This window comes from Micromonospora cathayae (assembly GCF_028993575.1).
Lineage (GTDB): Bacteria > Actinomycetota > Actinomycetes > Mycobacteriales > Micromonosporaceae > Micromonospora > Micromonospora cathayae.
In genome coordinates, this window is record NZ_CP118615.1 from 1,829,009 (window position 1) to 1,848,027 (window position 19,019).

Annotated in this window: 18 protein-coding genes; 7 read left to right on the top strand and 11 right to left on the bottom strand. The window is 71.4% G+C overall.

Annotation, left to right across the window (positions count from 1 at the left end; translation table 11 throughout):
* Positions 1–150: 150 nt before the first annotated feature.
* The 5 genes from PVK37_RS08545 to PVK37_RS08565 all read right to left on the bottom strand — a co-directional run bounded on the left by PVK37_RS08545 (position 151) and on the right by PVK37_RS08565 (position 4,635).
* Positions 151–1,164: an NADPH:quinone reductase gene (locus tag PVK37_RS08545; protein WP_275033256.1), complete on the bottom strand. Its 1,014-nt coding sequence runs from the start codon at positions 1,162–1,164 to the stop codon at positions 151–153.
* 9 nt (positions 1,165–1,173) lie between these two features.
* Complete coding sequence (locus tag PVK37_RS08550) at positions 1,174–2,310, bottom strand: glutathione-independent formaldehyde dehydrogenase (RefSeq protein WP_275033257.1); 1,137 nt, start codon at positions 2,308–2,310, stop codon at positions 1,174–1,176.
* 41 nt (positions 2,311–2,351) lie between these two features.
* A complete protein-coding gene (locus PVK37_RS08555) occupies positions 2,352–3,005 on the bottom strand; it encodes an HAD family hydrolase (RefSeq protein WP_275033258.1) in 654 nt (217 codons plus the stop codon).
* A 3-nt stretch (positions 3,006–3,008) separates the two neighbouring features.
* Positions 3,009–3,878 (bottom strand): SCO6745 family protein, encoded by an 870-nt coding sequence (locus PVK37_RS08560; RefSeq protein ID WP_423791020.1) that lies wholly within the window; start codon positions 3,876–3,878, stop codon positions 3,009–3,011.
* A gap of 79 nt (positions 3,879–3,957) precedes the next feature.
* The gene (locus tag PVK37_RS08565; protein WP_275033259.1) at positions 3,958–4,635 is read right to left on the bottom strand and encodes an FKBP-type peptidyl-prolyl cis-trans isomerase; all 678 of its coding nucleotides are present in this window, start codon (positions 4,633–4,635) and stop codon (positions 3,958–3,960) included.
* Between the two features lie 174 nt (positions 4,636–4,809).
* Here PVK37_RS08565 and PVK37_RS08570 point away from each other — a divergent pair, with 174 nt between their 5' ends.
* Positions 4,810–5,202, top strand: coding sequence for a PPOX class F420-dependent oxidoreductase (locus PVK37_RS08570; RefSeq protein WP_275033260.1), 393 nt, complete (start codon positions 4,810–4,812; stop codon positions 5,200–5,202).
* 42 nt (positions 5,203–5,244) lie between these two features.
* On the opposite strand, the gene ku is transcribed toward PVK37_RS08570, so the two are convergent.
* Positions 5,245–6,285: a non-homologous end joining protein Ku gene (ku, locus tag PVK37_RS08575; RefSeq protein WP_275033261.1), complete on the bottom strand. Its 1,041-nt coding sequence runs from the start codon at positions 6,283–6,285 to the stop codon at positions 5,245–5,247.
* An 87-nt stretch (positions 6,286–6,372) separates the two neighbouring features.
* On the opposite strand from ku, the gene ligD (PVK37_RS08580) reads away from it, so the two are divergent.
* The gene (ligD, locus tag PVK37_RS08580; protein WP_275033262.1) at positions 6,373–7,320 is read left to right on the top strand and encodes a non-homologous end-joining DNA ligase; all 948 of its coding nucleotides are present in this window, start codon (positions 6,373–6,375) and stop codon (positions 7,318–7,320) included.
* A complete protein-coding gene (ligD, locus tag PVK37_RS08585; protein ID WP_275033263.1) occupies positions 7,310–8,221 on the top strand; it encodes a non-homologous end-joining DNA ligase in 912 nt (303 codons plus the stop codon). The genes ligD (PVK37_RS08580) and ligD (PVK37_RS08585) overlap by 11 nt, the downstream gene beginning before the upstream one ends.
* 52 nt (positions 8,222–8,273) lie before the next feature.
* Here ligD (PVK37_RS08585) and PVK37_RS08590 read toward each other — a convergent pair whose 3' ends face one another.
* Positions 8,274–9,323 carry a 3-oxoacyl-ACP synthase III family protein gene (locus tag PVK37_RS08590; protein WP_275033264.1) on the bottom strand — a complete coding sequence of 350 codons (1,050 nt, stop codon included), beginning with the start codon at positions 9,321–9,323 and terminating at the stop codon, positions 8,274–8,276.
* A gap of 232 nt (positions 9,324–9,555) precedes the next feature.
* Complete coding sequence (locus PVK37_RS08595; protein WP_275033265.1) at positions 9,556–11,853, bottom strand: esterase-like activity of phytase family protein; 2,298 nt, start codon at positions 11,851–11,853, stop codon at positions 9,556–9,558.
* A 380-nt stretch (positions 11,854–12,233) separates the two neighbouring features.
* Between PVK37_RS08595 and PVK37_RS08600 the strand changes: the two genes are divergently transcribed.
* Complete coding sequence (locus PVK37_RS08600; protein WP_275033266.1) at positions 12,234–13,199, top strand: zinc metalloprotease; 966 nt, start codon at positions 12,234–12,236, stop codon at positions 13,197–13,199.
* Between the two features lie 54 nt (positions 13,200–13,253).
* On the opposite strand, the gene PVK37_RS08605 is transcribed toward PVK37_RS08600, so the two are convergent.
* On the bottom strand, positions 13,254–13,529 hold the full coding sequence (locus PVK37_RS08605; RefSeq protein ID WP_423791021.1) for a hypothetical protein: 276 nt from the start codon (positions 13,527–13,529) through the stop codon (positions 13,254–13,256).
* A 121-nt stretch (positions 13,530–13,650) separates the two neighbouring features.
* Here PVK37_RS08605 and PVK37_RS08610 point away from each other — a divergent pair, with 121 nt between their 5' ends.
* The gene (locus tag PVK37_RS08610) at positions 13,651–13,899 is read left to right on the top strand and encodes a winged helix-turn-helix domain-containing protein (protein ID WP_275033267.1); all 249 of its coding nucleotides are present in this window, start codon (positions 13,651–13,653) and stop codon (positions 13,897–13,899) included.
* Positions 13,900–13,973: 74 nt separating this feature from the next.
* Here PVK37_RS08610 and PVK37_RS08615 read toward each other — a convergent pair whose 3' ends face one another.
* Together PVK37_RS08615 and PVK37_RS08620 are read right to left on the bottom strand one after the other, a co-directional pair.
* The gene (locus PVK37_RS08615; RefSeq protein WP_275033268.1) at positions 13,974–15,179 is read right to left on the bottom strand and encodes an ImmA/IrrE family metallo-endopeptidase; all 1,206 of its coding nucleotides are present in this window, start codon (positions 15,177–15,179) and stop codon (positions 13,974–13,976) included.
* 588 nt (positions 15,180–15,767) lie between these two features.
* Positions 15,768–17,447: a DNA repair helicase XPB gene (locus PVK37_RS08620; protein WP_275033269.1), complete on the bottom strand. Its 1,680-nt coding sequence runs from the start codon at positions 17,445–17,447 to the stop codon at positions 15,768–15,770.
* Between the two features lie 166 nt (positions 17,448–17,613).
* Here PVK37_RS08620 and PVK37_RS08625 point away from each other — a divergent pair, with 166 nt between their 5' ends.
* Together PVK37_RS08625 and PVK37_RS08630 are read left to right on the top strand one after the other, a co-directional pair.
* Positions 17,614–18,576 carry a L,D-transpeptidase gene (locus PVK37_RS08625; RefSeq protein WP_275033270.1) on the top strand — a complete coding sequence of 321 codons (963 nt, stop codon included), beginning with the start codon at positions 17,614–17,616 and terminating at the stop codon, positions 18,574–18,576.
* 196 nt (positions 18,577–18,772) lie between these two features.
* Positions 18,773–19,012, top strand: coding sequence for a hypothetical protein (locus PVK37_RS08630; RefSeq protein WP_275035037.1), 240 nt, complete (start codon positions 18,773–18,775; stop codon positions 19,010–19,012).
* The last annotated feature ends 7 nt before the right edge of the window (positions 19,013–19,019 follow it).

Genomic DNA, 19,019 nt, shown 5'->3' on the forward strand with positions numbered 1-19,019 from the left:
ATCTTCCTCACGTTTGCCCGCAGGACGGCGGATCGGTCCCCCGGTCGGCGGAAACCGGGGCGAACCACTGGCCGCCGGCCCGGCCGTCAGCTCTCGCTGGCGGTGAACGGCCCGGCCGTCAGCTCTCGCTGGCGGTGAACGGCCCGGCCGTCAGCTCCCGCTGGTGCTGACCAGCACCTTCCCGACCACCGCGTTCTCCACGGCGGTGTGCGCCGCCGCCGTCGCGGCCAGCGGATGGTGGTGCAGCGGCAGGCCCGCCGCCTCGCCCACCCGTACGTGCCCCTGCGCCACCGCCGCCGACACGTCCTCGATCGCCCGACCTTTCGCCGGCCACGGCATGGTGTAGACCAGCACGAACTGCCACCGGGCGTTCGGCACCATCAGCGCCCGCACCGGCAGCGTCACCTCCTCGCCACCGTCGTCGGCGTACACGGCGACCACCGCGCCCGGCCGCAGCATCCGTACGTCGGCGGCGGCGTTGCGGGCGGCGGAGACCTCCACCACGGTGTCCACCCCGTCGGGCGAGATCCGCCGGACCTCCTCGACCACGTCCTGCCGCCGGTAGTCGATCACATGGTCGGCGCCGGCCGCCGCCGCCAACTGCGCCTTCTCCGGGCTGCTGACCGTGGCGACCACCGTCGCGTCGGCCCACCGGGCCAGCTGCACCGCCGCGTTGCCCACCGCACCGGCCCCGCCCTGCACCAGCACCACCCGGCCGGTGAGCGCCCCGGCGTGCAGGGTGTCCGGCACGGTCTCCCCGACGGTCAGGCAGCGGTGCGCGGTCAGGAACGGTATGCCCAGGCAGGCTCCCAGGTCGAAGGAGGCGTCGCCGAGCGGCACCGCCTGCCGGGCCGGCACCACCGTGTACTCCGCAGCCGTCCCCCAGGGCCGCTGCCAGGCCGCCTCCCACACCCAGACCCGCTCGCCGATCAGCCGCCGGTCCAGCCCGGTGCCGACCGCCTCGACCACCCCCGCGCCGTCCTGCCCCGGCGTCTGCCACCCGGCCGGCAGCGGCCACTGCCGCCGGGCCTTCCAGTCGGTCGGGTTCACCCCGGCGACCGCGAGCCGTACCAGCACCTCACCCGGACCCGGCTCCGGGACCGGCCGGTCCACCACCGTCAGCACCGAGGGGTCGCCGTTGTGCTCGTACACGATCGCCTTCATCGTCTCTCCTCACGCGGCCGGCTTGAGTACCACCTTCGAGTAGCCTGCCTCCCGCCGGTCGAAACGCTGGTACGCGTCGGGCGCGTCGTCCAGCGGCAGCTCCTTGCTCACCACGAAGCTCGGCCGGGCCCGGCCGGCGACGATCAGGTTCCGCAGGTACTCGTTGTACGCCTTGACGTTGGCCTGCCCGCTGCCCATCCGGAGGCCCTTCTCGAAGAAGGTGCCCACCTTGACCAGCAGCTCGCCCCGGCCGGAGTGCGCGTCCGGCGCACCCGGGTCGTGCGCCAGGTAGAGCCCGACCACCCCGATCGTGCCGGTCGCCCGGACCACGTCGATCAGGCTGTTCAACACCGCCGCCGGCTGCTCCTCGCCACCCGCGCCGTGCGCCTGGTAGCCGACCGCGTCCACGCCCCGGTCGGTGCCGGTACCGCCGGTACGCTCCCGGATCTGCGCCACCGGGTCACCGGCGGTGAAGTCGATCGCGGTCGCCCCGATCGACTCGGCCAGCCGCAGCCGGTCCGGCACCTTGTCCACCACGAACACCTCGGCCGCCCCCATCAGCAGCGCCGAGTACGCGGCCATCAGCCCGACCGGCCCGCCGCCCATCACGGTGATGGTCTCGCCCGGCCGCAGCCCGGTCATCGCCACCCCGTGGTACCCGGTGGGGAAGATGTCGGCGAGCATCGCGAAGTCGTTCTCGTGCTCGGTGCCCGGCGGCAGCTTCAGGCAGTTGAAGTCGGCGAACGGCACCCGAAGGTACTCGGCCTGCCCGCCCCGGTACGGCCCCATCGACACGTAGCCGTACGCGCCACCGGCGAAGCCGGGGTTCACCGTCAGGCAGAACCCGGTCCGGCCGGCCCGGCAGTTGCGGCAGAACCCGCAGGCCACGTTGAACGGCATGCTGACCCGGTCACCGGTGCGCAGGCTGACCACGCCCGGCCCGGTCTCCACGATCGTGCCCATGTTCTCGTGACCGAAGACGATGCCCGGTTCGGCGTCCGTCCGACCCTCGTACATGTGCAGGTCGGAACCGCAGATCGCGGTCGTCGTGACCCGGACGACGACGTCGTTCGGATCCTCGATCCTCGGGTCCGGCACCTCGGTCACCCGGACGTCGTGCGGCCCCGCGTACACCACAGCCCTCATGACCTCGACCGTAGGCGGGCGGGCCGCCGTGCGCGGCGGGTTCAGCCGAGCCGGTCCACCACCTCCGGGGTGAGGTCCCCGATCGCCGGCAGCACCACCGCCGCGAGGCGTTCGGCGTCCGGGTCCAGCGGGTACGCGCCGTGCGGCACCGCCACCACCCGCATCCCGGCCGCGGCGGCCGAGCGTACCCCGTTGGACGAGTCCTCCACCGCCACGCAGCGGGCCGGGTCCACCCCGAGCCGCCCGGCCACCGTCAGGTACACGTCGGGGGCGGGCTTGCCGTGCGCGGTCTCCTCGGTGGAGAGGGTCGCGCCGAACGCGTCGGTCAGCCCGGTGGCGGCCAGCGCCGCCGCGATCAGCCGGGTCGGCGACGAGCTGGCCAGCCCGAGCGGCCACCGCCCGGCCAGCCGGCGCACCACGTCCACCGCGCCGTCGATCACCGGCACCCGGTCGGCGTACCGGCGGGCCATCTCGTCGACCACCTCGGCGGCGACCTGCCCGGCGGTCCGGTCCACGCCCAGCTCACCGCTGAGGTACCGGGCCCACTCGCCGGTGCTCATCCCCATCAGCCGGCGCTGGGTGTCCGGTTGCCAGTTGCCGCCGTGCGCCGCCACGTACGCCCGGCGGACCTCCTCCCAGACCGGCTCGGAGTCCACGATCACGCCGTCCAGGTCGAAGATCACCGCGTCCGTCATGTCTCACGCCTCCGTGAGCAGGGTCGGCAGGCCGATCGGGTTGCCCGGCGGGATGACGGTGTGGCAGCGACGGGCCAGCGGGTCCAGCAGTTCCCGCAGTCGCGCGACGCGTTCCGCGCCGAGGGCCCGCCACGGGTGGGCGGCGGCCGCGTCGGTGGCCTCCTCGACCGCCCGGAACCCGGCCCGGCCCGCCTCGGACGGCTTCCCCTCCGGGGTCAGCCAGCCCCGCCCGACCAGCCGGTCGCGGGCCGCGTGCCACTGCTCCTCGGTCCAGCCCCGGCCGGTCAGCATGATCGGGGCCATCCCGTCGGCGATCTTGAACGCCAGCGTCTCCACCGGGTCGAGGCCGGCGGCGACCAGCGCCGCGACGTGCCCGTCACCCCGGTGCTCGCGCAGCGTGGTGGCGGCCTGCCAGAGCCGGGCCAGCGGGTACTCGGCCAGGGCCAGGGCGGCGTTGGCCGCGCCGAGCACCCGGCCGCCCGGCTCGACCGCCCCGGCGGCGGCCTCCAGCAGGTCGGCCGCCTCGACCAGGTGCTCCTCCGGCAGTTCGTAGGTCAGCTCGGCGAGCGCCTGGACCGCGCCGGTGAGCCGGGCCCGCAGCGCCTCCTCGGGGCTGGCGAGCTGCCAGACGGCCGGGAGGGCCCGCTCGACCATGGCCGGCGCGAAGCTGAAGAACGTGGCGACCACCGGGGCGGGACCGGTCGCGCCCAGCGGGGCGGCCCGTCCGGCGAAGTACCCCCGCCAGTAGCCGCGCAGCCCGACCGCCTCGAAGGCGGCCCGGGCCCGGGGATGGAAGTAGGTGACCACGTGCAGCGGCTCGTAGTAGGTCCACAGCACCCGAGCGGTACGCCCCGCTTCGTCCTGGTTCGTCACATGCCCCTCCGTGTCCCGCGCGTCCCTGCCGGTGTCGATCCTGGTGGCGGCCGGCACCCGGCCGCCACCAGGAATTCGGTCACTGTGCGGCGAGGACGTCGACCACGAAGCGCAGCGGGCCGGCCGGACGACCACCGGCGGCGTTCTCGCCGTACGCCAGGTCGGCCGGGAGGTCGAGCTGGACCCGGCTGCCCACGTTCACCCCGACCAGGCCCTGGTCCCAACCCGGGATCACCTGACCGGCACCCACCTGGAAGGTGAACGGCTGGCCGGTCTTCCAGGAGGCGTCGAACTCCTCCCCGGTCTTGTAGAACACGCCGACGTAGTTGACCGTGATCTGCTGTCCGGCCTTGGTGGCCGGGCCGGTGCCCTTGATCAGCGGGGTGACGGTGAGCTTGGTCAGGTCACCCTCGCCCTTGGTCACCGTCGGCTTGGTGCCCAGCGCCGGGTCCGCGCCCTCGGGCAGCTGCGGGGCGCCGGGGGCGGGCGCGTCCGGCGCGTCCGGCGCGCCGGACGTCGCCCCGGCCGACGGGGCGCTCGCCGTCTCCCCGACCGGCTCGTCGTCGTTGCCCCCGAAGACCAGGAACGCCGCCACGATCACGGCGACCACGGCCAGACCGGCGAGCGCCCCGAGCATCGACTGCCGGCGACGCTTCGCCTCGGCGGCCTTCTGGGCGGCCAGCTTGGCGGCCAGCCGCCGCTCCGACTTGCTCGCCGTGCTCTGGCCGGTGGACCGGCTCTCCGCGCGCTCACTCACGTCGTGAACTCCCTGTAGCGATGAAGGTGGGTCGGCGCCGGTGCCGGGCCGAGGTCGACGCAAACGGTACCCGGATCGATGCCCCGCAGGCAGGGGGCGCGGACGGACGCCGGAGAAGGCGGGGTCCGGGTGCGTCGGGCGGTGGCGGCGGCCGGGGGCCGGTAGATTTCGGCCATGGCGTTCCTCACCGCAGACGACATTGCCCTCCTGAACGAGCCGCAGCTGGCCCACGTGGCCACCGTCGAAGCCGACGGCACCCCGCACGTCACCCCGGTGTGGGTGGACACGGACGGCGAACACATCATCTTCAACACCGCTCAGGGGCGGGTGAAGCACCGCAACATGGAGCGCAACCCGGTCGTCGGGATCTCGATCTCGGACCGGGCGAACGACTACCGCACCCTCTGGGTCAAGGGCACCGTCGAGATCACCGCCGAGGGTGCCGACGAGCACATCGACAAGATGGCGAAGAAGTACCTCAACGAGGACAGCTACCCGTTCCGCAAGCCGAACGAGGTGCGCCTGATCGTCAGGGTCACCCCGACCCAGCGGCTCAAGCAGGGCTGAGGCCGGCGGGAAGGCCAGGCCGAGGACGGCGAGAAGCCGGGATCAGGCGGTCTTGCGGGCCGCCTTCTTCGGGGCGGCCTTCCTGGCCCCGGTCTTCTCCTCGGCGGCCTTCCCGGTGGTCTTCCCCGCCGGCTCGGCCTTCTTCGCGGCGGTCTTCTTCTCCGTGGTCTTCTTCGCGGTGGTCTTCTTGGCCGGAGCGGCGGCCTTCCCGGCCGCCTTCTTCGCCGGGGCGGCCGGCTTCTCCGCCGGGGTCTTCCGGGCCGACTTCGCCGCCGAGATCGGCGTCGGCTCGGCGGCCGACTCGCCCCGGGCGGCCTTGGCCCGCTCCACGGACGCCTTGAGCGCCGCCATCAGGTCCACCGCGGCGGCCGGGGCCTCCTCGACCTCCTCCGGCTGCACCACCTCGCGCCCCTCCACCTTGGCGTCGATGACCTCCTGCAACGCGGCCCGGTAGTCGTCGGTGAAGGCGTCCGGCTCGAACTCGCCGGCCATCGAGTCGATCAGCGAACTCGCCATCGCCAGCTCCGGGGGGCGGACGGTGATGTCCTCGCCCAGGAAACCGAAGTCCGGTTTGCGTATCTCGTCCGGCCAGAGCATGGTGTTGAGCAGCAGCACACCCTCCCGGACCCGTAGCGTCGCCAGCTGCTCCCGCTGGCGCAGCGCGATCTTCACGATCGCCACCCGCTCGGAGTCGACCAGCGCGTCCCGCAGCAGCACGTACGGCTTGGTGGCGGTGCCCTCCGGCTCCAGGAAGTACGCCTTGTTGTAGAGGATCGGGTCGACCTGCTCGGCCGGCACGAACTCCAGCACGTCGATCGCGTGCGAGGTGCTCAGCGGCAGGTCGGCGAAGTCGGCGTCGGTGAGCACCACCATCTCGCCGCCGCCGATGTCGTACCCCTTGGCGATGTCGTCGTAGCTCACCTCCTCGCCACAGACCGAGCAGGTGCGCTTGTACCTGATCCGCCCGCCGTCCTCGCGGTGGACCTGGTGGAAGCGGATGTCCTTCTCCTCGGTTGCGGAGAAGAGCTTCACCGCGATCGAGACCAGGCCGAACGAGACGGCACCCTTCCAGATCGCCCGCATTGTCGAGCTCCTCTCCCCGGTTCTGACCAGGATCCCAAATGATCGAAGGTCACGCGAGGTGTTCGATTGCCAACTACAGTCGCAGATGTGCCCGGCGCCCCGCTCAAGCCGATGCTCGCCACGACCGGGCCGCTACCCGCCGGCCCGGACTGGACGTACGAGTTCAAATGGGACGGAGTGCGCGCGCTGGCGGACATCTCCCGGGGCCAGCAGCGTCTCTACGCCCGGTCCGGTGTGGAGATCACCGCCGCGTACCCGGAACTGGCGACCCTGCACGACCAGGTCGGCGACGACGTGCTCCTCGACGGCGAGGTGGTGCTCTACGGCGCGTCCGGTCAGCCGTCGTTCACCGCCCTGGCCGAGCGGATGCACGTCCGGGACCGTAACCGGGCGGCCCGGCTGGCGGCGGTCGCCCCGGTGACGTACATGATCTTCGACGTGCTGCGGCTGCGCGGCCAGGACCTGACCGGCCGGCCGTACGCGCAGCGGCGGGCCGCCCTGGAGGCGCTGAACCTCGGCGCGGCCCGGTGGGCGGTGCCGCCGAGCTTCCCGGACGGACCGGCCACCTACGAGGCGGCCGGCGAACACGGCCTGGAAGGGGTGCTCGCCAAGCGGACCGGCTCGCCGTACCGGCCGGGCGTGCGCTCGCCGGACTGGGTGAAGGTCAAGCTGGAGGTGACCGGCGACTTCCTGGTCGGCGGCTGGCGACCCGGGGTACGCAAGCTCGGTGGGCTGCTGGTCGGCGTGCCCCGCCCGGACGGCCGGCTGGCCTTCCGGGGCCGGGTCGGTGGCGGGATCGGCGCGGCCCTGGAACGGGCGCTGCTGGCCGAACTGGAACCCCTGCGCGCCACCGGCTCCCCGTTCGCCCCCGGCCAGGTGCCCCGGGACGACGCCCGGGGCGCGGTCTGGGTGACCCCACGGGTGGTGGTCGAGGTGAAGTACAGCCAGCGCACCCCGGACGGTCGGCTGCGCTTCCCGAGGGTACTGCGACTGCGACCGGACAAACCCCCCGAGGAGGTCGAGGATGCCGGCTGAACGGCTGCGCGTGGAGGTCGAGGGACACGCCCTGGAGCTGTCGAACCTGGACAAGGTGCTCTATCCGCAGGCCGGCTTCACCAAGGGCGAGGTGATCGACTACTACACCCGGATCGCCCCGGTGCTCCTGCCGCACCTGCGGGACCGGGCGCTGACCCGGATCCGCTTCCCGAACGGGGTGGCCGACAAGTCGTTCTTCGAGAAGAACAAGCCGGCCGCCACCCCCGACTGGGTACGGGTGGAGACGCTGCCCGCCCCCGGCTCCACAAAGAACCGGGAGACCATCGACTACGTGGTCGCCGACGACCTGCCCACCCTGGTCTGGCTGGCCAACCTCGCCGCGCTGGAACTGCACACTCCACAGTGGAAGATCGGCGCGCACCCCGACATGCTCGTCGTCGACCTGGATCCCGGACCGCCCGCCGGGCTGCGCGAGTGCAGCCAGGTGGCGGTGCTGATGCGCGACCGGCTCGCCGACGACGGCCTGGACAGCTACCCGAAGACCTCCGGCAAGAAGGGCATGCAGCTCTGCTGCCCGGTGGCCGGCACCCAGTCCGCCGAGGTGGTCACCGACTACGCGCACCGGATCGCCCGGGAGCTGGAACAGGCCCACCCGAGACTGGTCGTGTCGCGGATGGCGAAGAACCTGCGGCCCCGGAAGGTCTTCATCGACTGGAGTCAGAACAACGCGGCGAAGACCACGGTCGCGCCGTACTCGCTGCGGGCGCAACCGGTGCCGTCCGTCTCCGCCCCGCTGACCTGGGAGGAGGTGGAGGCGGCCGCCGGCGACGGCGACGCCGTGCGTCCGTTCACCGCCGCCGAGGTGCTGGCCCGGGTCGACGAGTACGGCGACCTGCTCGCCCCACTGCTCGACGGCGGCCCCGAGGTGCCCGTCCGGTAGGAACGCGGCGGGTGCCTGCTCCCGTCAGGGGGCGCGGCGTTGCCGGCTCCCGTCAGGGAGACGGCGGGTGCCAACGGACGGCCGCTGCGGCGGCGATGTCCCCGGCGTGCGCGAAACCGGCCAGCACCAGCAGGTCACCGGGGTGGGGCCGGCCCTGCCGGAGCGCCTCGGCCAGGGTGACCGGCACGGCCGCGCCGAAGAGGTTCCCGTACTCGTCGAAGGTGTCCGGGTGCCGGGCCGGGTCCAGCCCCAGCGCGTCCCGCCAGTGGCGCAGGAAGAGCCGGTTCGGCTGGTTGGTGACCAGCAGGTCGATCGCCGAGGTGGGTACGCCGAGCCGGGCGCAGAGCCGGCCGACCACCTCCGGCACCAGCGCGTTGCCCCGGTCGATGATGGTCCGGACCTTGTGCGGGGTGAACGCCACGTCGAGCTGACCGTGTCCCGGCTCCCAGTACCGCCGGTCCTCCAGCCGGACCCCCATGTCGGCCGCGTACTCGCCGACGTTGCGGACCTCGACGTCCAGGATCGGGGACTCGTCACCGACCCGCAGGTAGCCGACCCCGCAGCCGTCCCCGGGTACCGAGGCGTGCGAGCGCCGGCGCACCTCGGACTGGGCGAACATCTGCCCGGCGGTGTTCTGCACGCAGCAGATCAGCGCGCTGCGGGCCTCGCCGGTCCGCAGGATCTGCCGGGCGGTCCGGAGCAGGTGCACGAAGGAGACGCAGCCCCCGTTGTGCAGGTCGAGGACCCAGCCCGGGTCCTGGCCGAGCCGGTGGGCCACCGCCGCGCCCGCCCCGGTCCACGGCAGGTCGGGCAGTTGGACGTTGGTGAGCAGGACGTCCACCGGCCCGTCCCCGCGGGCCGCCGCCCGTTCCAGGACCGGCCGGGCCGCCTTCTCGATCATGTCGACGGCGGTCTCGCCGGGGGCCACGTGCCGGCGGTGCCGGGGTGAGCGGAACATGGCGCTCGCCGAGAGCGCGTCGTCCTCCCCGCCGTAGAAGTCGGCGGTGACCAGTCGCTCCGGCAGGTAGCTGCCGACGTCGACCAGGCTCACCGGCAGGGGCCGGCCCGTCGGGTCCGGTACCGGTGCGGACAGCTCGCTCATGGGGTGCTCCTTCTGCGCTGCCGTCCGGTGTCGACGGGAGTCGACGGGCAAAGCGTCCGTTAATGATCTTTGTCATGACCCGCCCAGGCAATGGGACGCGAGTATCGCTCGGGACACACCGGGCGTGCGGCCATCGGGTGGTCGTTCGGGTGGGCCGGCCCGGCGCTGCCGGACCCACGACGAAGGGGACGTCCCGGATGACCGGAACGCCCCCTTGCCGAGGTGGAACGAGCTAGCCGAACACCCGCCGCACGCCGCCCAACCGGAGCAGGACCGTCTCGCCGGTGGCGTCCTGCACGGCGTCGTTGTCGGTGACCGCGAAGACCTGGCCGTCCCCGGTGACCGCCAGACCCTCCAACTTCTCCTGGGTCCACCCGTTGGTCGCCCGCAGCGCCGGCAGGACGTCCACGGCGAGCGTCTTCGGTAGGACGGTCAGCGGGCCGGGCGTGGCCGGACCGGCCGGCATCGGCACCGTGTACACGCGCTTGATCCGGGCGGCCGGGCCGTTGAGCTTGTCCCGCTCGATCACCGCCAGCCGGTCGCCGACCACGGTCACCTCGGAGAGCCCGAGCCAGTCGCCGGGGACGCCCGTGGACTCCAGCCGGTAGCCGAACCAGCTCCACGCCCCGTCGGTCACGTCGTACCGGCCGATCCGGACCACGCCGGCCGGGTCCGTGGCGACCTCCCGCTGGAGGACCGCCCAGACCACCTCGCGGCCCCGCCGGTCGGTGCTCGCGGTGACCCCCTCGAAGCCCTGCTTGCCCAGACCGGCGGCCACCTCCGTCGGCAGCGGCACCACCTGCCGGGTGGTCCCGGAGTCGTCCAGCCGGACCAGCTTGTTGTCCGTGCCCTTCGCTCCCTCCACGGCGAGCCAGAAGCCGCCCTGGGGCCGGGCGAAGACGCCTTCGGCGTCGTATCCGGTGGGCTGGCCGGCGGCGTCCAGGACCGGCAGCGCCCGGGTGACGACGGCCGGCGTCCGCCGAGTGTCGATGGTGAGGATCCGGGTCTCGGCGTACGCCGCGTCGGTCACGCTGTAGAGCTGGTGTGGCTGGCCGGGTACGGCGGAGAGAGCACCGAGCGCACCCCAGCCGATCGGGTCACCGGCCTGCTGCGCCGAGACGACGCTCGGGAAGGCCGGCGTACCCCGACCCAGCTCGAACAGGGACACCGAGGCGCGTACCCCGACCTCGGCGTCGTCGGTCTCACTCGAGACCGCGAGTAGCCCCCGGGACGGGATGGGCAGCAACCCCTCCGGCCCGTTCGTGGTGGCGAGGACCTGCTTGAACACCGGCCTGGTCGGCCGGCTCACGTCGTACACGGCGACGAAGTTGCTCCGCTCCGAGCCGACGAAGGCGTACCGCACCCCCCGGTACTCGGCGACCGCCAGGCCCTCCGGTTCGGTGCCCTTGTTCCCGCTGCGGTCGTCGTTGTGCAGCCCGTACGTGACGGCCAGCCGTTCGACGCTGTTGCCCGCGTCCCAGACCACCTCGCCGGTACGGCTGTCGAAGATCGACCAGCTCCGGGTCCCGCCCCGCCAGTCGCCCTCGTTGGCGGTGGCCAGGTACCGGTCGTCCAACCAGGACACGGCGTCCGGTTCCCGGGGAACGTCGACGATCGACCCGGACAGGTCGATCCGCTCGTCCTCGACGGTGTCGATGCCGCGCACGGTGGCCGTGCCGGCGCTGAACGCCTGGGTGACCCGGCCGGTCGGCAGGTCGACCAGGACGATCCCGTTGTTCTCCTGGAGGGTCACCACGAGCTGGTTGCGCCGGTTGATCGAGACGTACTCGGGTTCCGGGTCGGTCGGCTCGGTGATCCCGGCCGCCAGCAGTGCCGGCAGGGCCGCGCCGTCCCGGGCGAGCAGGGACACCTCGCGCAGCTGCCACTGCTTCGGCGCGCCACCGAGGTCGACGACCTGCACGAACCCGGCCGGCTGCTGCGGCAGGTCACCCTCGTCGCCGCCGGGCGGGGCGGCGTCCTCGTCCCGCTCGTTCTCGATGGCGACGGCCGCGTACCGCTGGTCGGGGCTGACCGCGATCGAGTCGGGCTGGCCGTCGAGGTCGAAACTGGCCACCCGCTCGCGGGTCCGCAGCTCGATCACGTCCAGCCGCCCGGACGGGTCGGTGTAGCTGGCGCTGGTGTTGACCACGACCAGGACGTACCGGCCGACCACCGCGACCGAGGTCGGTTCGTCCTCGGCGTCCCCGAGCTGGGCCAGGGAGAGCGTGCCGAGCCCGCGTGGCCGGTCCGGCCGGGTGAGGTCCAGGAACCCGATGCGCTTCGCGGCTGCGTCGGTGTAGACCAGGGTGCGACCGTCCGGGCTGACCGCGGAGATCTCGGCCACCGTCTCGGTGGTCGGGTCCTCGCCGGGCGGCCGGTTCTGGAAGACGGGGTAGGTGGCGACGCGGTCGAAGGCGAGGGGAGGCTGCGCCGAGGGCTGCCGGCCGGCACTGGCCGTGCCCGCGGCCGCCAGGGTGGCGGCGGTGACCCCGGCCACCGCGACGAAGGTGAACGATCTTCTGACTGTCACATCGGTCGAGGGTGGCAGCCACGACCGAGCACAACCCGTCCCCCGGGTGAACGGCAGGAGAAGAACTCCAGCTCAACCCGGTGGCTCCGGTGCCCACCGTCGCCGGGTGCGAGCGGACCGGGTGCAGGGCGCGGTGTGCTCGGTGGGCAGGGCGCACCGGCCCCCGCCGGGCAGTCGCCGGTCACAGAAGACCCGATGCCGTTCGCCCTGATCGTGCGGCTGCGGCCGGAGCGGGGCGGAGGGGGTCGGTGGACCGGCCGGACGAGGTCTTTCTTCGGTGCCACCGACGTGGTCTCATACCGGAACGACGACGTCATAGACCTGGTCATGGCAACCCCGCGTCGATAGGCACCGAACACACCCCATTGAAAGGTGCACCGATGCACAGGAGATCAACCCTTCGACTGGCGGTCCTCACCGCGACCGCCGCGACCTTCCTGGCGGCCAATGGCGCGTCCGGCGCGGTGGTCGCGGCCGCGCCCGTGACCGTCTCCCCGGCAGCCGTCGAGTGCGAGCCCGACACCCACGGGCACAGCGTCGCCCGGGTCAAGGAAGGCGCCACCGCGCAGGAGCCGGAGCTGTACTCCAAGAACGAGGCCAACGCCTACGGCGTGCTCAAGGACGCCCCGCGCCTGCCGGACGGCAGCGTCACCGTGCCGACGGTCTTCCACATGCTCTCCGACGAGCCGTTCAGCGCGGCCGAGAAGACCCGGTGGCAGACCCTCATCGCCGCCCAGATGAAGGTCCTCAACGACTCGTTCTCCGGTGCCACCGCGCCGGACGCGTCCGACACCCCGTTCCGGTTCTCGCTGACCGACACGACCTGGACGGTGAACAGCGACTGGTACACCGTGGTGCCCGGCAAGAACGAGCGGGACATGAAGAAGGCGCTGTACACCGGCGACGCCCGCACCCTGAACGTGTACGCCGGCAACATCGGCGGCGGGCTGCTCGGCTGGGCGTACTTCCCGAAGGGCTACAACAACGGCCGTGACTACATCGACGGCGTGGTCATGCTGGACGAGTCGATGCCGGGCGGCACCGCCGGCAAGTACGCCGAGGGCGACACGCTGACCCACGAGGTCGGGCACTGGCTGATGCTGGAGCACACCTTCGCGCACGGCTGTTCGGCCTCCGGCGACTTCGTCGCGGACACCCCCCGCGAGGCCGCGCCCAACTTCAACTGCCCGGTCGGCGCGGACAGCTGCACCGCTCCCGGCCTGGACCCGATCCACAACTTCATGGACTACACGCAGGACTCCTGCATGAACATGTTCACCCCGGGCCAGGCGGACCGGATGAGCGACGCCTGGGTGGCGTTCCGGGCCGGCGGCGGCAAGCAGTAACCGCACCCTCCCGACACGGGCCGACGGACCGCAGCCCGTCGGCCCCTGTCGCGTCTACCGCCGCCGGTTCAGGCCGGACCGGGTGCAGGGCGCGGTGTGGTCGGTGGGCAGGGCACAGCGGCCCCCGCCGGCCAGCCGCCGGTCACAGAAGACCCGATGTCGTACGCCTTGGGCGTCCTCGGGCGATACGGTCACCTCCCCGGCGTCGATCCGGGACGTGAGCAGCGCCAGGGCGCGCGCCGCCGTACGGGCGAAGATCCGGGCCCGGTGCAGATCGGGTACGACCACCGGCAGGTGGATCACCCACCGTTCCCCGGGCACGTTCACCATCGGCTCGCACCTCGCAGAGTCACGGTAGGGTGCCTTAGCGCTTAAGTCAATGTTCGCTTAAGTGGTTCTGGTCTTATTCGCTGCACCGACATCTTGCAGTCATAAGTTCACCCGTGCTCTGATGGTCTTGGAGACCGAGGAGTGCCAGATGCCAGCACCTAAGTGGGAGCAGCTCGCTGACCACATCCGCAACAAGATCAAGTCCGGTGAGCTGAAGCCGGGTGACAAGCTGCCGTCGACCGCTCAGCTCAAGGCTGAGCACAAGGTGTCCGACTCTGTCATCCGGTACGCCATGCACGCGCTGCGTACCGAGGGGCTGGTCGAGAGCACCCAGGGACTCGGCGTGTTCGTAGCCGAGAAGAAGGGCTGACGCCCACATGCCGCTCCGTGTAACTGGCCTGACTACGCGACGCTACGGTCAGTGCGAGTCCCGGGCGGCGGGGATCACAGGGGGGTGAGCTGGTTCTCGATCTGATGCTTGATGATCAGCGGGGATACTCCGAAATGGGCTTCACTCGCCTCAAACTCATCCATCCCGATTTCGTACGGGGGGCCATCGATGATCTTGGCGATGCCCTCTGCGGGCGCGAGGAGCTCTGCGGCGAAGGCTCGCTCGATTTTCTGCCGGGTGGTCTGTCCCTGCGTGACGAGAAACCGTTTGCGCGGTCGGAACAGGATGTTCCACAACGCGCGGGCGAGCGTGAACCTCGCGGAACTCTCGCGCTGCTGGCGTCCGAGGACGACCCGTGAACTCAGGTGATCCCGGCTGCCGCCCGCCGCTTGGAGGCCACGATCCGGTGCCGGCACGACCGCTTCGTCAAGGTATTCGGCAAAGCTGAAGAAGGCCGTGGAATCCAGACCGAGTGTGCGTCGCAGTGCTTGCGCATCGGCGTAACCACGCCTCCAGAGCGTCGGTGGGCCTGGCTCCGTACGCTTGAGGACCTCAGCACTCAGCGCTTCGAGGTCTCCCCCACGAGTGCTGGTCATGCGCTCGATCTCGCTTCCGGCTGCCGCGACCCACCGAAGATCCTCCACAATCTTCTCTGGGCTGACGGCGCTCAGAAAGTCGTTCAGCAGTTCTGCTTCGAGCTCATCGGCTGCTTGCAGGATGCCACTCTCGTACTTTGCCGCCTCGGAGTACGGATCGAGGCCCAAGCGAGCCGCTGCGAAGCAGTATGCAGCTTCTTCGGGATCGGTCTCCTGAATTGCCGCCCACTCTTCGTGTAGCCGCGTGGACTCGATGCCGAGGTCGGAGAGTCGAGCGATGACCTCCTCCACCAAACCGCCAAGAACCTGCTGGAGCCCCTTCGAATCCACCACGGTCTCGCCTTGCGTCAGGAACCGGATGGGTCTGTTCTCGACATGCCCCCTGTCCGACAGCCAGAGTAGCCGGGTGTTGGAGTCCTCAGGGAGAAGGAACATGTTCGGCCACAAAAAACCGTCGCCGGCTGCACGCAGGCAGTGTCGCTGCCAGATCCTGTTACTGTCGCCCGACAGGCGGCCGGCCCGCAGCGCGGTGGTGCTGGACGCGGAGCGGATGCCCGACTGGAGGAACCACCAGTTGTAGGTGATCCACTCTGCGAGCGGGTAGAGCGAACAGGCGATGGCACGCCTGGAACTAGCCGATTGGCGGTCTTCGACGAGCGTCACGCATTCGTCGCCGACGAATACCGACAGGCGGGCGAAGGTCGCACGTAGTTCGGGCGACCTGATGGTAGGAGCCGGCTCCCACTCCCATTGGATCCGTAACGCAGGCGTCCCGCTCATTTCACGCCCTCCGGCCATTCACTCGGGTCCAGCGGCCACCCCTTGTAGTGGCCGAGTTCCTGGTTGACGAGGCGCCCTTCATACAGGACTTCTCCCTCCCGGTGCCACACGTAGCGTGGGAAGTCACCCTCCCAGGGTTCACCCACGTGACCAAGCCTGACAGCCGAACGTAACCATCTGGTGAGCTGGGCGGCATCTCCCAGTCTGGGGTCGCACTTCGTGGCATCCGCCCGAGGACGGGGGTGGCCAGCGAACGAGGGGTATGTCTTGTGCTCGGGCGAGCCGACATAGAGAACCCGCGAGGCGAGGTGCTCCAGATCCGTTCCGACGGGTACCTCGCTGCGGCAACGACGCATGGGGCGACGACGTTTGGGTGCGCGCATACGCTGAGTATCGCCCACCACTTCGGACGGTAGGGTCCGCGACATGCGGCGGTGTACGTCCTGGGCAGGCTCAGACGGACGTCGGGCGTCAGTCGACGGTGGGTAGTGGCGGGCCGAGGACGTCGTCGGCGTCCACGATGGTGTACGCGTACCCCTGCTCGGCGAGGAACCGCTGGCGGTGGGCGGCGTACTCGGTGTCGATGGTGTCCCGGGAGACCACCGTGTAGAAGTGCGCCTGCCGGCCGTCGGCCTTCGGGCGGAGCACCCGGCCGAGGCGCTGCGCCTCCTCCTGGCGGGACCCGAACGTCCCGGACACCTGGATCGCCACCGCCGCCTCGGGCAAATCGATGGAGAAGTTGCCGACCTTCGAGATGACCAGGGTGCGCAGCTCACCGGCCCGGAACGCGTCGAACAGCCGTTCCCGCTCCTTGTTCGTGGTGGAGCCCTGCACGATCGGCGCGTCCAGGTACTCGCCGAGCTGGTGGAGCTGGTCGATGTACGCGCCGATCACCAGCACCTGGTCGTCCGGGTGCCGGTCCACCAGGGCCTTGATCACGGGCAGTTTGGTGCGGGCGGTGGCCGCCATCTTGTACCGCTCCTCGGCCTCGGCGGTCGCGTACGCCAGCCGCTCGGCGTCGGTCAGGGTGACCCGTACCTCGGTGCACTCTGCCGGGGCGATCCAACCCTGCTGCTCGATGTCCTTCCACGGCGCGTCGTACCGCTTGGGGCCGATCAGGCTGAACACGTCGCCCTCCCGGCCGTCCTCGCGGACCAGGGTGGCGGTCAGGCCGAGCCGGCGGCGGGCCTGGAGGTCGGCGGTGAACCGGAAGATCGGCGCGGGCAGCAGGTGCACCTCGTCGTAGATGACCAGACCCCAGTCCCGCGCGCCGAACAGGTCCAGATGGGTGAACGCGCCGCCGCGTCGGGAGGTGAGCACCTGGTACGTGGCGATGGTGACCGGGCGGATCTCCTTGCGCTCGCCCGAGTACTCGCCGATCTCGTCCTCGGTCAGCGAGGTCCGGGCGACCAGCTCCCGTTTCCACTGCCGACCGGCCACGGTGTTGGTGACCAGGATCAGCGTGGTGGCCTTCGCCTCGGCCATCGCCGCCGCCCCGACCAGGGTCTTGCCGGCCCCGCAGGGCAGCACCACCACACCGGACCCGCCGGCCCAGAACGCCTCCACCGCCGCCCGCTGGTACGACCGCAGCGTGAACGGCTTCCCGCCGCCCCCGCCGTCCTCGGCCAGCTCGATCGGGTGCGCCTCCCCGTCGACGTACCCGGCCAGGTCCTCGGCCGGCCAGCCCAGCTTGAGCAGCGCCTGCTTCAGCCGCCCCCGCTCGGACGGGTGCACCGCGATGGTGTCGTCGTCCAGCTTCGCGCCGAGCATCCCGGCCAGCTTCTTGCTCTTGGCGACCTCGATCAGCACCATCCGGTCCAGCGCGCGCAGCACCAGGCCGTGCGCCGGGTCGTTGGCGAGCTGGAGCCGGCCGTACCGGTCCATCGTGTCGGCCACGTCGACCAGCAGCGCGTGCGGCACCGGGTACCGGGAGTACTTGATCAGGGCGTCGACCACGCCCTCGGCGTCGTGGCCGGCAGCGCGGGCGTTCCACAACCCCAGCGGGGTCAGCCGGTACGTGTGCACGTGCTCGGGGGAACGCTCCAGCTCGGCGAAGGGCGCGATGGCCATCCGGCAGGCCTGCGCGTCCGGGTGGTCGATCTCCAGCAGCAGGGTCTTGTCCGACTGGACGATCAGTGGTCCACCAGTCACGCCGGGTTTCCTCCCTCTCACCAGGTGTTTCGTCTTCCCGGAGCGGTCCGGACGACCCTCCAGTCTTGCACGCGCCCCGAATTCGCAGAAAAATTCACCATCGAGTGCAACCTTCGCAGCACTCGCATACGTCTAGCGAAGGGACGGCCGTCCCCGTGGAGGACACATGAACAGAGTTCGGTCCACCGTCCGGGTCGCCGCCCTGGCAGTGGTCACGCTGGTCGGAGCGGGTGCGTGTGCGCTCGATCCGCAGGCTGACCGGGCCGCCGGGGACGACTCGGCACCGGTCAGCGTCGCGGAACGGAGATCGGGGGCGGGCGGCTCGTCCGGGCCCGACCAGCGGGACCAGCCACTCCCGGACACCCCGGCGGTCGACGCCGCGACGGCCGGGCACGCCGCCGACGTGGCGGATGTCGTCGTGCCGGCCGATGTCGTGCCGGCCGTTCCCGCCGCCGACGCGGCGGTGGCCGTCGCGCCGGCCGTGCAGCGGTCCACTCCGGACGGCGCGGCGGTGCGGACCGTCACCGTCGCCGCGTCCGGTTGCCCCCAGGGTGAGTACCAGCGGGCCGTCGAGACGTACCTGGCCAAGCTGGGCACGTTCGGCAGGGTGATCGTGGACGGCAAGCAGTCCGCCACCGACTGCGCGACGATCAAGAGGTTCCAGCAGCGGTACGACATCCGTCCGGTCCAGGGTCGGGCCGGGCCGCTCACGCACGACGTGTCGAAGCGGCTGGCGACCACGAACGTGAAGGACTGCCGGGCCGGTTCCGGGGTCACCTTCTGCATCGACCTGACCCGGCAGACCACCTGGGTGATGCGCAACGGCACGGTGGTCGTCCCGCCGACGGTCACCCGTACCGGGATGCGCGGCTACGCCACCCCCACCGGGAGTTACAAGATCAATAAGCGGACCGTCAAGGAATGGTCCGACCCGTACGAGGTGTGGCTGCCGTACTGGCAGCGGTTCGTGGGCGGCATCGGCTTCCACCAGACCACCACCTACCTGCACGACAAGTCCATCGGCTCGCACGGCTGCATCAACCTGCTCCCGTACGACGCCAAGCGGTTCTGGGACTGGGGCAAGATCGGCTACCGGGTGAAGGTCTTCGGGCACCGGCCCGGCACCTGACCTGGATCGTCCCCGCGTCCACCCTGTCACTTCCGTCCCTCAGGTGACAGGGTGGGACGCAGGGCGGCAACGGGGAGGGACGATGACGACGGTCGACCGGGACCTGTCCACCGGCGGGGACCATCTCGGCCCCGGCGTAACGGGCTCCACCGCAGCGGACCGCCTCGACGTCACGACGGCGGGCCGCCCGGACGGCATCGGTGGTGACCGCCGCGACGAGGTGGCCGGCCCGGCAGCGCCGCCCGAGGTCGTCTCCACCGCCACCGTGGTCGCGTACGCGCTGGCCGGAGCCGCGATCCTGGGCTGGTTCCTGTTCGGCTGGCTGGTGCTCCAGCAGGGCTTCATCGACTCGGTCGGCGAGTCGGCCGGCGCGGCGTTCGCCCTGCTGCTGGTCATCTCGATCGTCGGCACGTTCCGGCGTAACCGCCGCCGCTGACCGGGTG

Coding starts and splice junctions, on each gene's coding strand:
- ligD (WP_275033263.1), top strand. CDS start 7,310: ATGCCGGCTGAACGGCTGCGCGTGGAGGTCGAGGGACACGCCCTGGAG.
- PVK37_RS08590 (WP_275033264.1), bottom strand. CDS start 9,323: ATGAGCGAGCTGTCCGCACCGGTACCGGACCCGACGGGCCGGCCCCTG.
- PVK37_RS08610 (WP_275033267.1), top strand. CDS start 13,651: ATGGTCTTGGAGACCGAGGAGTGCCAGATGCCAGCACCTAAGTGGGAG.
- PVK37_RS08605 (WP_423791021.1), bottom strand. CDS start 13,529: ATGGTGAACGTGCCCGGGGAACGGTGGGTGATCCACCTGCCGGTGGTC.
- PVK37_RS08550 (WP_275033257.1), bottom strand. CDS start 2,310: ATGAGGGCTGTGGTGTACGCGGGGCCGCACGACGTCCGGGTGACCGAG.
- PVK37_RS08625 (WP_275033270.1), top strand. CDS start 17,614: ATGAACAGAGTTCGGTCCACCGTCCGGGTCGCCGCCCTGGCAGTGGTC.
- PVK37_RS08570 (WP_275033260.1), top strand. CDS start 4,810: ATGGCGTTCCTCACCGCAGACGACATTGCCCTCCTGAACGAGCCGCAG.
- ku (WP_275033261.1), bottom strand. CDS start 6,285: ATGCGGGCGATCTGGAAGGGTGCCGTCTCGTTCGGCCTGGTCTCGATC.
- PVK37_RS08555 (WP_275033258.1), bottom strand. CDS start 3,005: ATGACGGACGCGGTGATCTTCGACCTGGACGGCGTGATCGTGGACTCC.
- PVK37_RS08545 (WP_275033256.1), bottom strand. CDS start 1,164: ATGAAGGCGATCGTGTACGAGCACAACGGCGACCCCTCGGTGCTGACG.
- PVK37_RS08600 (WP_275033266.1), top strand. CDS start 12,234: ATGCACAGGAGATCAACCCTTCGACTGGCGGTCCTCACCGCGACCGCC.